This is a genomic window from Streptomyces sp. NPDC046379 (genome assembly GCF_055587785.1).
Genome location: NZ_JBVJFP010000010.1, coordinates 240,474 through 252,216, shown reverse-complemented (window position 1 = coordinate 252,216; position 11,743 = coordinate 240,474). Strand labels below are relative to the sequence as shown.

The window sequence follows — 11,743 nt, the reverse complement described above, 5'->3', positions numbered from 1 at the left end:
AAGTTTCACCGTGACCACCACGACCGACCTGGTGTCGTACGAGGACGCGCTGGCGTCGTACGACCCTGTCATGGGCCTCGAGGTCCACGTCGAACTCGGCACCAGGACCAAGATGTTCTGCGGCTGTTCGACCTCGCTCGGCGCCGACCCGAACACCCAGACCTGCCCGGTCTGCCTCGGCCTGCCCGGCGCGCTCCCCGTCGTCAACGCGACCGGCGTGGAGTCCGCGATCAAGATCGGCCTGGCGCTGAACTGCGAGATCGCCGAATGGTGCCGCTTCGCCCGGAAGAACTACTTCTATCCGGACATGCCGAAGAACTTCCAGACCTCCCAGTACGACGAGCCGATCGCCTTCAACGGCTACCTCGACGTGCAGCTGGAGGACGGCGAGACCTTCCGCGTGGAGATCGAGCGCGCCCACATGGAGGAGGACACCGGCAAGTCGACCCACGTCGGCGGCGCGACGGGCCGTATTCACGGCGCCTCGCACTCCCTCCTCGACTACAACCGGGCCGGCATCCCGCTCATCGAGATCGTCACCAAGCCGATCGTCGGGGCCGGCGAGCGCGCCCCCGAGGTCGCCCGGGCGTACGTGCGTGAGCTGCGCGAGGTCATCCGCGCGCTCGGCGTCTCCGAGGCCCGCATGGAGATGGGCCAGATGCGCTGCGACGTGAACCTGTCCCTGATGCCCAAGGGCGCGGACAAGTTCGGCACCCGCTCCGAGACGAAGAACGTCAACTCGCTGCGGTCCGTGGAGCGCGCGGCCCGTTTCGAGATCCAGCGCCACGCGGCCGTGCTGTCGTCGGGCGGGACGATCGTCCAGGAGACCCGTCACTTCCACGAGGACACGGGGTCCACCACCTCCGGCCGCGTGAAGGAGGAGGCCGAGGACTACCGGTACTTCCCGGAGCCCGACCTGGTGCCGGTCGCCCCGTCCCGCGAGTGGGTCGAGGAGATCCGCGCCTCCCTTCCCGAGCTGCCGCTGGTGCGCCGCAACCGGCTGCGCGAGGAGTGGGGCGTCTCCGCCACGGACATGCAGGCCATCCTCAACGCCGGCGCGCTGGACCTGATCGTCGCCACGATCGACGCCGGCGCCGACGCGGCCTCCGCCCGCAAGTGGTGGATGGGCGAGCTGGCCCGCAGCGCCAACGAGTCCGGCAAGGCCCTGGACGAGCTGGCCATCACCCCGCAGCAGGTCGCCCGCGTCACCGAACTGGTGGCCTCCGGCGACCTGAACGACAAGCTGGCCCGCCAGGTCATCGAGGGCGTCCTCGCCGGCGAGGGCACACCGGACGAGGTCGTCGACCGGCGCGGACTCAAGGTCGTCTCCGACGAGGGCGCGCTCACCGCGGCCGTGGACGAGGCCATCGCCGCCAACCCGGGCGTCGCGGACAAGATCCGCGGCGGCAAGGTGGCCGCGGCCGGCGCCCTGGTCGGCGCGGTCATGAAGGCGACCCGAGGCCAGGCGGACGCGGCCCGCGTGAAGGAACTGATCCTGCAGAAGCTGGGCGTCGAGGGCTGACGCCGACAACTGCCGGTACGTGACGGGGCGGCGCCCGGAACCGAGCGTTCCGGGCGCCGCCCCGCGCGTTCACCTTGCCGACGTGGGGTCGGACAGGTTCCCGGGGGCGCCGAGGCCCCGAGCGGTCCCGGGCCGCATTCCAGGTCGCCCAGTGCCGGCCGTTGTGACGCACACGTTCAGAGCCGGCGTCCCACCACCCGGGCGAAGCCGAGCGTGCGTCCCTCATCGGCGCGCAGCATCCGGGCCGACGAACGCGCCATGTCCGCCATGAACTCGCTGTCGCTCTCCTCGGCGCACACCTCGCTCCACAGCAGCCAGTCGCGCCAGGCGTCCGGCAGCCAGTCCGCCGCCTCCACCTCGACGGCCCCGCTGCGGGTCCAGTGGCGGCGCCACCAGGCGGGGGAGTGGAAGCACCAGAACGCCGGCTCCCACCATGGCGCCAGGTGCGCGGGCGGCTCCGTCCCGTCCAGTTCCTCGCGCAGCGACGGCACGGCCACGCCGATCCGGCCGCCGGGCTTCAGCAACCGGGTGAGGGTGGGCAGGTAGAGGTCGTCGGTGCCGAAGTACTGGTACGCGTCGATGGACACGATCGCGTCGAAGGAGCCCTCGCCGAACGGCAGGTCGTGCGCCTCGGCGTGCACCGGCAGTACCCGGTCGGCGACGCCCGCCGCGGCGATCCGCCCGGCGTTCTCGTCGGGCTTGATCCACAGGTCGGCGGCGGTCACCTGGAAGCCGTACTCCCTGGCCAGGAAGATCGACGTCAGGGCGCGCCCGCAGCCGAGGTCCAGGACGCGGGCGCCGGGCGGCAGCGAGTCGAGGCCCATGGCCGGGGCGAGCGACTCCAGCAGCCAGAGGGGGTGCGGGCCCATCTGGTTGTCGATCAGCCACCGGACGTCGTAGCCGTTGCTGCGGGGATGGTCCGGGTGCCGCACACGGGCGGCGGGATCACTGGGCGGCCGGGTGCTCGCGGAGTCGGTGGTCATAGGGGTCCTGGATAGCAGCCGCCGGGACCACCCGCACCCCGATTTCCCTCCCGCGGGCACTACGCTCGCCCGGCATGAACGGACGCGCTGATTCCGAACCGGTGGACATAGGCCCGCAGGAGGCCGATGCGGAGGCGGGGGAGCCGGAGGGCCCGGGCCCGCAGGACGAGGTACCGGAGGGCACGGGGCCGGAAGCCGGGCGGGCCCGTCGGACCGCCGCCGGTGCCGGAGCGCTGCTCGCCCTGACCGGGCTGGCCGCCGCCGCGCTGCGCCTCACCGGCTCCGCCCCGCCGCTGGTGCCCCTCGCCTACGCCGCCGGAGCCGCCGTCTGCGCCCTCGCCGCCGTCCTGGGCGCGCGCGGGCGGACCCGGCGGGCGCTGTGGCTGCTGGTCGGCGGGGTGATGGTGATGGCGCTGGGCGACCACTTCGACTGATCGCTCGCTGTCGTGGCATCGGACCGGACGCCCTTCACCCGGCCGTCGCCGTCCCTGCCGCCCGGACCGGCGGGCCCCGCCCGTCGCGACGATCATTAAGGGGACTCTCAGACTCGGTCCGTACGGTGCCCGCATGGGAACCAAGACTGCTGACGAGACCGGGACCGAGTCCGAGGGCGCCACCGAGGCCGCCGCGGCGCACACCGACGAGGAGACGCCCAACGCTCCCGTTGCCGAGGGCGGCGAGAGCCTGCCCGCCGAGGCGGAGGACGACGCCCCGGCCGCGGGCGGCCCCACCGGGGTCGGTCAGGGCGCCGGCGCGGTCGTCGCCGCCGCGCTCGGCCTGGTCTCGCTCACCGGCGGCTGGGTCGGCACCGTCGCCTCCGCGCGCGAGTCGCTGATCGGCCAGATGCAGACGTCCACGTCCTCCAGCGTGGCCGCCATGGTCAAGGAGGGCTACGGCGACGCCTGGCAGGCCACCGCGCTGTGGGCCGGCGTCTTCGCGCTGGCCGCCCTGATCGTCGGCGTCGTCGTCCTCGCCCGCCCCGCCTTCGGCGCCCCCGGCCGGCCGCAGGCCCCGTGGATCAAGTCGGTCGCCTGGGCCGGCGTCTCCCTCGGCGTCATCGGCCTGCTGCTCGCCGTCCTGAAGTACACCGACGTCCTGCTCGGCCTGCCCTCCACCGGCTGACCCCGAGGGGTCGCCCCGGGGCTCGCGTAAGGCGCCCGCCCACCTCCTTACGTCCGCCCCGGGGGCCCCTCATCCCCGTTCGAGCCGTCCGGGCAGCGTCCCGGGCCGTATCTAAGGCCGCTCGGCCCCACAGGATGCGGAACTCTCCCGATGTGCGGCACCCCCCTGGGAGACGAAGGTTGAGGCATCGCGACACCGCGACAGCCACGACCGTCACCCACCGGGGAGCCACCGATGTACGAGTACGAAGCGCACCGCGTCCGGTCCGCCGATCTGATCCGCCTGGCGGAGAACGAGCGGCTGGCCCGCGAGGTCGTACGACGCGACCGCGCGGCCCGCGCCGAAGCCGCCGCACGCACCGCGGAGAGCGAGTCGCATAGCCGCCGCCCACGCCGGCACCGCTCCCCGCGGGCCGCGTGAGGCGCGCGGGCGGCACGGGCCGCGCAGGCCGCCTGGGTCCCGTCGGCCGAGTGAGGCCCGCAGGCCGCCTGGGTCCCGTGGACCGGGTGAGGCCCGCGGGCCGAGTGAGTTCCGCGGACGCGGTAAATCCCGTGGACGGGGTGAGCCCCATGGACGGGGTGAGTCTCGTGGACGGGGTGAGCCCCATGGACGGGGTGAGTCTCGTGGACGGGGTGAGCCCCATGGACGGGGTGAGTCTCGTGGACGGGGTGAGTCTCGTGGACGGGGCAAGCCACGCAGACCGGACACGACCCGCCGACCGCGTAAGCCCCACCGGCCGGGTGCGCCCCGCCGACTCCGTGGGCCGCGTGCGGCCCTTCGACAGCGCGAGCCCCGCAAAAACCGGTGCCCTGCTGTCGGACCCGCGTGCGATGCTCGGGCCCGTGGAGAACTGGTCCGTCAGTCCCGTGTTCGTCGGCCGCACCGTGGAGTTGGACGCACTGAACGACGCGCTCGCCCGCGCTCACGCGGGCGAGCCGCAGGCCGTTCTGGTGAGCGGCGAGGCCGGCGTCGGCAAGACCCGCCTCGTCGAGGAGTTCACGGCCGGGGCCGACCGCGCGGGCGCCGTCGTCGCGCTCGGCGGCTGTGTCGAGATCGGCGCCGACGGACTGCCCTTCGCGCCCTTCTCCACCGCCCTGCGCGCCCTGCGCCGCGCCCTGCCCGCCGAACTGGCCGCTGCCGCCGCCGGACAGGAGGGGGAACTGGCCCGGCTTCTCCCCGAACTCGGCGAGACGGGCGTCGGCCGGCACGACGAGGAGGGCATGGCCCGCCTCTTCGAACTCACCGCCCGCCTGCTGGAACGCGTCGCCGCCGAGCGCACGGTCGTCGTCGCCCTGGAGGACCTGCACTGGGCGGACACCTCCACCCGCCACCTTCTCGCCTACCTCTTCCGCACCCTGCGCACCGGCCGCCTCGTCGTCCTCGCCACCTACCGCTCCGACGACATCCACCGCCGCCACCCGCTGCGCCCCCTCCTCGCCGAACTCGACCGGCTGCGCACCGTCCGCCGCGTCGAACTCGGCCGCTTCAACCGCGCCGAGGTCGGCTGCCAGATCGCCGGCATCCTCGCCCGGCAGCCCGACCCGGACCAGGTCGACGACATCTTCCGGCGCTCGGACGGCAACGCCTTCTTCGTCGAGGAACTCGCCGTCGCCGTCCACGAGGGCTGCCGCACCGGACTCACCGACTCCCTGCGCGACCTGCTCCTCGTCCGGGTGGAGGCGCTGCCGGAGAGCGCCCAGCGGGTCGCCCGGATCGTCGCAGAGGGCGGCTCCACCGTCGAGTACCGGCTGCTCGCCGCCGTCGCCCGGCTCTCCGAGGACGACCTCATCGAAGCCCTGCGCGCCGCCGTCGGCGCCAACCTGCTGCTCGCCACGCCCGACGGCGACGGCTACCGCTTCCGCCACTCCCTGGTCCGCGAGGCCGTCGCCGACGACCTGTTGCCCGGTGAGCGCTCCCGCCTCAACCGCCGCTACGCCGAGGCCCTGGAGTCCGACCCGGGTCTCGTCCCTGCCGACGAGCGTGTGATGCGCGTGGCCAGCTACTGGTACCACGCGCACGACGCCGCCAAGGCCCTGCCCGCCGTCCTGGACGCCTCCGTCGCCGCCCGCCGCCGGCACGCCTACGCCGAGCAACTCGGGCTGCTGGAACGCGCGATGGAGCTGTGGGACGCCACCCCGGAGGAGGTCAGGTCCGGGTTGCGGCTCGGCGACTGCGTGGAGGTCTGGGCCCCCTGCGGCTGCGACCCGGCGGCCACCCCGCTGCGGTTCCTCGACCTGATGGCCGAGGCCGCCGTCGCCGGCCGCTTCTGCGGCGAACGCGAACGCGCCCTGAAGATCACCCGGCGCGCGCTGAACCTCCTGGAGGACGAGCGGGACCCGCTGCGCGCCGCGTGGTTCTGGGCCCAGCGCTCCCGGCTGATCCAGTCCCTGGCCCGCGGCGACGGCTGGCAGGAACTGGGCACCGCACTGGAACTCGTGCGCGGCCTGCCGCCCTCCGAGGTGCACGCCGAGGTCCTCACCGCCGTCGCCAACTGGTCGATGCTCCATGAACCCGGCCCCGACGCCCTCGCCGCCGCCGAACGCGCCGTCGAGTACGCCCGCATGGTCGGCGCCCGGGAGACCGAACTCAACGCCCGCCTCACCCTCGGCACCCTCACCGTCGAGGCGGGCGGCGCGGAGTCCGGCATCGCCGACATGTACGAGGTCAAGGAGCGAGCCGTCGCCGAGGGCTTCGCCCATGTCGCCGGGCGCGCCTATGTGAACCTGCCCTCCGCGCTCGAGTCCGTGGGCCGTTCCCGCGAGGCCGCCCCCATCCTGGAGGAGGGCGTCGGCTTCGCCCACGGCTTCGGCCTGCTCGACACCGAGGCCTGGGTGTGGTCCAACCTCTCCGACACCCTGTACTTCCTCGGCCGCTGGGACGAGGCCGCGCAGGCCGCGGAGAACGTGCTGCGCCGCGGTCAGAGCGCCAAGCCGCAGGGCTCCGGCGCCCTGTGCCTGGCCCATCTCGCCCTGGGCCGCGGCGACGTGGCCGAGGCGAACCGTCTGCTGGCCGTCGCCCGCGCCTACTTCGGCTCCCACGACCCCATGCCCCAGCAGTGGCTGCCGCTGGCCCGCATGACCGTCGGCGTCGCAGCCGCCGAGGGCCGCGTCCTCGACGCCCGAGCCGAACTCGACCGCGCCCTGGACGCCGGAACCCCGCCCGGCACCGAGCGCTACGGCTGGCCCCTGCTGCTCGCCGCGGCCACCGCCGAGGCCGACGCCCGCGCCCTGCCCGCCGCAGCAGCGGGCCGTGCCGCGGCTCTGCGGCGCATCCGCGACGTCGCCAGGACCCTCCCCGCCAGGTTCCCCGTCTGGCATGCCTACGAGGGCTGGGTCCGCGCCGAACTCCTGCGCGCCGAGGGCGCCGCCGGCCCCGACCACTGGACCCCGGTCGTCACCGCCTTCGAGGCCCTGGAGCGTCCCTACGACCTCGCTCGCGTCCGCCACCGGCTCGCCGAGTCCCTGCTCGTGCCGGGAACCGCCGACGAGGACGCCCGCGACCGCGCCGCCGAACTGCTGCGCCTCGCCCACGCCGTCGCCGAACACCTCGGCGCCCGCCCCCTCGCCGACTCCGTGGCGCTGCTCGCCCAGCGCGCCCGCCTGGGCCGGGTCGGCGGCTCCGCACAGGCCCCCGCACGGGCCCTCGACCCGGCCGACGCCCTCGGCCTGACCAGCCGGGAGCGGGACGTCCTGCGCCTGGTCTCCGCCGGCCGCACCAACCGCCAGATAGCCGAGGCACTGTTCATCTCTCCCAAGACGGCCAGCGTCCACGTCTCCAACATCCTGGCCAAGCTGGACGTCTCCAGCCGGGGCGAGGCCGCCGCCCTGGCCCACCGCCTCGACCTGTTCCCCGCCGGCACGACCCCCTCCCGGGCGGGCGGCTGAGACGTACGCTGCGGGGAACGACGGCCGGAGGGAACCCGTGTTCAACGCCTTCGAGGAACTGTTCGCCCCCGGACGCAAGCACACCCGCGACGAACGGGAGCGGCTGGAACTGACCCGCGAGGACGTCGGCGATGCCGACCCCGGGCGCGGACCGATTGACCTGGCCTCCGGCAAGGTCGTCGTCCGCGCGCCCGAGCGGTCGCGGGAGCCGAAGTCCGGCGGGGACACCGGGTACGGAACCGGAGACCGGGCCGAGGAGGATTCCGGCTGAGCAGCGGCGGTCAGCTCACCTCCAGCTCCAGGATCCGGTCGTCGCCCCCGGCGGGGGACCCGCGGCCGTCCGTCTCGCTCGTCACCAGCCACAGCCGGTTGCCGCCCGCCGCCACCACCGTGCGCAGCCGGCCGTACTCGCCCTCCAGGAAGGCCTGGGGGTCGGCGGCGGCCTCCGTGCCCTTCAGGGGTACGCGCCACAGGCGCTCGCCGCGCAGGCCCGCCATCCAGATCGAGCCCTCGGCCTCGGCGATGCCGCTGGGCGAGGCCTCGTCCGTCTTCCATTGGGCGATCGGATCGAGGAACCCGGAGCCGCCGGACCTGCCCTCGGCCCGTGGCCAGCCGTAGTTGCCGCCCGGCTCGACGGCGTTCAGCTCGTCCCAGGTGTTCTGCCCGAACTCCGCGGCGAACAGCCGCTGTTTCGCGTCCCAGGCCAGACCCTGCACGTTGCGGTGCCCGTACGAGTACACCGCCGAGTCGGGGAACGGGTTGCCCGGCGCGGGCTCGCCCTGCGGGGTCATCCGCAGGATCTTGCCGCCCAGCGACTCCTTGTCCTGGGACAGGCCCTCCTCACCGCTTTCGCCGGTGCCCGCGTACAGCATTCCGTCCGGGCCGAAGGCGATCCGGCCGCCGTTGTGGATGAAGCCCTTGGGGATGCCCCGGAACACCGTGTCCGGCGCGCCCAGCCGCTGGCCGGCGGGCTTGTCCGCGTCGTAGAGCATCCGCACGATGCGGTTGTCCGAGGCGGAGGTGAAGTAGGCGTAGATCATGTTGTCGGAGGCGAAGTCGGGGGAGAGCGCCAGGCCGAGCAGGCCGCCTTCGCCCTGCGCGGACACCCCGGGCACCTCGCCCACCTCCGTCGTGCGGCCGGTCTTCTCGTCGACATGCGTGATCGTCCCCTCGTCGCGGGACGACACCAGCAGGCCGCCGCCCGGCAGCGGGGCCAGCCCCCAGGGACTCCTCAGGCCCTCGGCGACCGTGCGCACCACCTTGACCGAGCCCTTGGCGGGCGGGGCCTGCTCGGCGGACGACGACGACGGCGAGGCCGGGGCCGAGGAACCGCCCGGGGCCGTGCTCGCACCGCCCGCGGCGGGGCCGCCCCCCTCGTCGTCGGAGGAGCAGCCGGCCGTGAGCAGGAGCGCGGCCGCGGCCAGTACGGCCGACACAGCTCGACGTTGCACGATCATGGTCCCTTCGACGCGGCGGGTTCTCCTTGTCATACACCGCTCGCGCCTCACAGGTTCCCGCTCCACCGAACCCTCAACCGACCGCTGGCCCCGCGACCGACCGTCGAACCCTCCACCGACCGTCGGCCCCGCGACCGACCGCCGAGTCCCTCACCGGCCGCCGGCCCCGCGGCCGACCGTCGAACCCTCCACCGGCCGCCGGCCCCGCGGCCGACCGTCGAACCCTCCACCGGCCGCCGACCCCGCGGCCGACCGTCGAACCCCCGACCGACTGCCGAACCCTCCACCGCCGTCGAACCCTCCACCGACCGCCGGAGCCCTCGCCCCACAGCCCCCCCGGCTCAGTCCCACGACCCCTGCGCCGCAGGCAGCCCCGCCACCTCCGCCAGGTCCTGCTCCGACAGCCGCAACCCCGCCGCGCCCGCGTTCTGCGTCACCCAGCGCTCCTGCTTCGTCCCCGGCACCGGCACCACGTGCGGGCCCTGCGCCAGCACCCAGGCCAGCGCCACCTGCGCCGGGGTCACGTGCTCGCCGTGCCGGGCGGCGATGTGCCGCAGCCCGACCACGATCGGCTGGTTCGCGGCCATCATCTCCGCGGTGAAACGGGGATGCCGGGCGCGCATGTCGTCCGGCTCGAAACCCTCGCCCGGCGTCAGCGTGCCGGTCAGGAAGCCGTTGCCCAGCGGCATCGCCGCCAGGAAGCCGATGCCGCGGGCCGCGCACCACGGCAGCAGCGTGCGCAGTGCCTCGGGCGACCACACCGACAGCTCCGCCTGCACCGCGGCCACCGGGAAGACCTGCTGCACCCGCTCCAACTGCCGGATCGTCGCGTCGTACAGCCGAGCTCCCGACCGCCGCCCGCCGCGCACGCCCACCGCGCACAGCCCCAGCGCCCGCACCTTCCCGGCGCGCACCAGCTCCGCCATCGCGCCCCAGGTCTCCTCGACCGGGACCTCCGGGTCGGCGCGGTGCAACTGGTAGAGGTCGATGACGTCCGTCTGGAGCCGCCGCAGCGAGGCGTCGCAGGCCCGTCTCACATAGCCGGGGCGGCCGTTGGCCACGATGTGCTGCTCGCCCACCAGCAGGCCGACCTTGGTCGACACGAACGCGTCCTCGCGCCGCTCCTTCAACACCCGCCCCACCAGCAGCTCGTTGGTGAACGGGCCGTACATGTCGGCCGTGTCCAGCAGCGTCGAGCCCAGATCCAACGCCCGGTGCACAGCCCTGACCGACTCGTCCCCCCGTTGCCGGGACGTGCTGTACCCCCAGCTCATCGGCATGCACCCGAGCCCGACGGCCCCCACCCGAAGAGCCGCCGCGCCGATCGTCCTGCGCTCCACCTGCCCGTGACCTCCCTAGCTTCCGCCCAACCTAACCTCTGCCGTCGTCGGGCCCTGACATAGCCTCCGACCATGACTGCTGACGTGTGGCTGCCCATCCCCCCGGAGGAGATCGACGGGCTCCCGGCGGGGCTCGACTACCGTTTCTGGGACGGCGCCGAGTTCCCCGCGGACCCGGCCGACTGCGTCTGGTACGTCGTGCCCTACATGAAGCCGTCCGAGATCGCCGTGCGCCCCCTGCCCGGCATGACGTCCCTTCAGGTGGTGCAGACGCTGTCCGCCGGGATCGATCATGTCGAGCCGGGGCTGCGGCACTTGAGGCCCGGGGTGCGGCTGTGCAACGCGCGCGGCGTGCACGAGGCCAGCACCGCCGAACTGACCCTCGCCCTGATCCTGGCCTCCCTGCGCGGCATCCCGGACTTCGTGCGGGCCCAGGACAGGGGGGAGTGGCGAGGCGGGTTCCGGCCGGCGCTGGCGGACCGCAGCGTGCTCATCGTCGGGTACGGCTCCATCGGCGCGGCGATCGAGGACCGGCTCACGCCCTTCGAGCTCGCGCGGGTGGCGCGCGTCGCGCGCTCTGCGCGTGCCACGGCGCGCGGTCCCGTGCATCCGCTCACCGAACTGCCGGCCCTGCTCCCCGACGCGGACGTGGTGATCCTCTCCACCCCCCTCACCGAGGCCACCCGGGGCCTGGTGGACGCCGGCTTCCTCGCCCGGATGAAGGACGGCGCGCTCCTCGTGAACGTCGCCCGCGGCCCCGTCGTGGACACGAAAGCCCTGCTCGACGAGGTGACGACCGGACGGATCACCGCCGCCCTCGACGTCACCGACCCCGAGCCGCTGCCCGCCGGGCACCCGCTGTGGCACGCCCCCGGCGTACTGATCAGCCCGCACGTCGGAGGGCCCACGTCCGCCTTTCTCCCGCGCGCCACACGGCTGTTGGCGGATCAGCTCCGACGATTCGTGAACCAGGAGCCGCTGCGCAACGTGATCCTTACGACGGGCGCGAACGGTGGGTGACCTCAGCCGTACGCGTGGTACGCGGTAAGAACGGCGCAACAGACGCGTCACCCGCTTCCGGTACCGTCCGCATCCGGCCGGAAGCGGTCCGTTTCCACGTTCTCGCTGGTGGTCACGGAGCGTAGACGAACTATGTCCCTGAGTGACGATCCTGGTGTATCGTCCCGACAGGGGCTGCGCCGCTGACCGTTCGGCGCCGGGGATGAACATTTCGGACTGTGAGGGGGGCGACGGGCGATGCACGGCCTATGGACCAACGATCCGACGCGGCGGGGACGCCGACGACCCTGGCGCACGACCGCGGGCAGACGCGGTCACACCGGCCACCTCGGCCGGCACCATCACCGGCAGGGCAGCCGCAGGAAACACGCTCACCCAGCGCACCGGGACCCGCGGGGCCCGGGCGCGCGGACCG

The 11,743-nt window shown here is 74.0% G+C and carries 10 protein-coding genes; 7 read left to right on the top strand and 3 right to left on the bottom strand.

Annotation, left to right across the window (positions count from 1 at the left end; genetic code table 11):
* Positions 1-10: 10 nt before the first annotated feature.
* Positions 11-1,522 (top strand): Asp-tRNA(Asn)/Glu-tRNA(Gln) amidotransferase subunit GatB, encoded by a 1,512-nt coding sequence (gene gatB / locus ACZ6KF_RS19600; protein WP_356632821.1) that lies wholly within the window; start codon positions 11-13, stop codon positions 1,520-1,522.
* Positions 1,523-1,698: 176 nt separating this feature from the next.
* On the opposite strand, the gene ACZ6KF_RS19595 is transcribed toward gatB, so the two are convergent.
* Complete coding sequence (locus tag ACZ6KF_RS19595) at positions 1,699-2,505, bottom strand: SAM-dependent methyltransferase (RefSeq protein ID WP_469158943.1); 807 nt, start codon at positions 2,503-2,505, stop codon at positions 1,699-1,701.
* A gap of 74 nt (positions 2,506-2,579) precedes the next feature.
* Between ACZ6KF_RS19595 and ACZ6KF_RS19590 the strand changes: the two genes are divergently transcribed.
* The 5 genes from ACZ6KF_RS19590 to ACZ6KF_RS19570 all read left to right on the top strand — a co-directional run bounded on the left by ACZ6KF_RS19590 (position 2,580) and on the right by ACZ6KF_RS19570 (position 7,782).
* Positions 2,580-2,939 (top strand): hypothetical protein, encoded by a 360-nt coding sequence (locus ACZ6KF_RS19590; protein WP_469239386.1) that lies wholly within the window; start codon positions 2,580-2,582, stop codon positions 2,937-2,939.
* Between the two features lie 133 nt (positions 2,940-3,072).
* On the top strand, positions 3,073-3,627 hold the full coding sequence (locus ACZ6KF_RS19585; RefSeq protein WP_356632827.1) for a hypothetical protein: 555 nt from the start codon (positions 3,073-3,075) through the stop codon (positions 3,625-3,627).
* 234 nt (positions 3,628-3,861) lie between these two features.
* Positions 3,862-4,047 carry a hypothetical protein gene (locus tag ACZ6KF_RS19580; RefSeq protein WP_356632829.1) on the top strand — a complete coding sequence of 62 codons (186 nt, stop codon included), beginning with the start codon at positions 3,862-3,864 and terminating at the stop codon, positions 4,045-4,047.
* Positions 4,048-4,457: 410 nt separating this feature from the next.
* Positions 4,458-7,511, top strand: a complete 3,054-nt coding sequence (locus ACZ6KF_RS19575) for a helix-turn-helix transcriptional regulator (RefSeq protein WP_469239424.1) — start codon at positions 4,458-4,460, stop codon at positions 7,509-7,511.
* Between the two features lie 37 nt (positions 7,512-7,548).
* Positions 7,549-7,782 (top strand): DUF6191 domain-containing protein, encoded by a 234-nt coding sequence (locus ACZ6KF_RS19570; RefSeq protein ID WP_469158945.1) that lies wholly within the window; start codon positions 7,549-7,551, stop codon positions 7,780-7,782.
* 10 nt (positions 7,783-7,792) lie between these two features.
* Here the strand turns inward: ACZ6KF_RS19570 and ACZ6KF_RS19565 are convergent, their stop codons facing one another.
* Together ACZ6KF_RS19565 and ACZ6KF_RS19560 are read right to left on the bottom strand one after the other, a co-directional pair.
* Positions 7,793-8,968, bottom strand: a complete 1,176-nt coding sequence (locus ACZ6KF_RS19565; RefSeq protein ID WP_469239384.1) for a PQQ-dependent sugar dehydrogenase — start codon at positions 8,966-8,968, stop codon at positions 7,793-7,795.
* A 341-nt stretch (positions 8,969-9,309) separates the two neighbouring features.
* Positions 9,310-10,308, bottom strand: coding sequence for an aldo/keto reductase (locus ACZ6KF_RS19560; RefSeq protein ID WP_356632835.1), 999 nt, complete (start codon positions 10,306-10,308; stop codon positions 9,310-9,312).
* A gap of 72 nt (positions 10,309-10,380) precedes the next feature.
* Between ACZ6KF_RS19560 and ACZ6KF_RS19555 the strand changes: the two genes are divergently transcribed.
* Positions 10,381-11,328: a 2-hydroxyacid dehydrogenase gene (locus ACZ6KF_RS19555; RefSeq protein ID WP_469239382.1), complete on the top strand. Its 948-nt coding sequence runs from the start codon at positions 10,381-10,383 to the stop codon at positions 11,326-11,328.
* Positions 11,329-11,743 lie beyond the last annotated feature (415 nt).

What these genes read in the sequence shown, in the direction of transcription:
- ACZ6KF_RS19595 (WP_469158943.1), bottom strand. Translation starts at nt 2,505, where the DNA reads ATGACCACCGACTCCGCGAGCACCCGGCCGCCCAGTGATCCCGCCGCC.
- ACZ6KF_RS19590 (WP_469239386.1), top strand. Translation starts at nt 2,580, where the DNA reads ATGAACGGACGCGCTGATTCCGAACCGGTGGACATAGGCCCGCAGGAG.
- ACZ6KF_RS19585 (WP_356632827.1), top strand. Translation starts at nt 3,073, where the DNA reads ATGGGAACCAAGACTGCTGACGAGACCGGGACCGAGTCCGAGGGCGCC.
- ACZ6KF_RS19580 (WP_356632829.1), top strand. Translation starts at nt 3,862, where the DNA reads ATGTACGAGTACGAAGCGCACCGCGTCCGGTCCGCCGATCTGATCCGC.
- ACZ6KF_RS19575 (WP_469239424.1), top strand. Translation starts at nt 4,458, where the DNA reads ATGCTCGGGCCCGTGGAGAACTGGTCCGTCAGTCCCGTGTTCGTCGGC.
- ACZ6KF_RS19565 (WP_469239384.1), bottom strand. Translation starts at nt 8,968, where the DNA reads ATGATCGTGCAACGTCGAGCTGTGTCGGCCGTACTGGCCGCGGCCGCG.
- ACZ6KF_RS19555 (WP_469239382.1), top strand. Translation starts at nt 10,381, where the DNA reads ATGACTGCTGACGTGTGGCTGCCCATCCCCCCGGAGGAGATCGACGGG.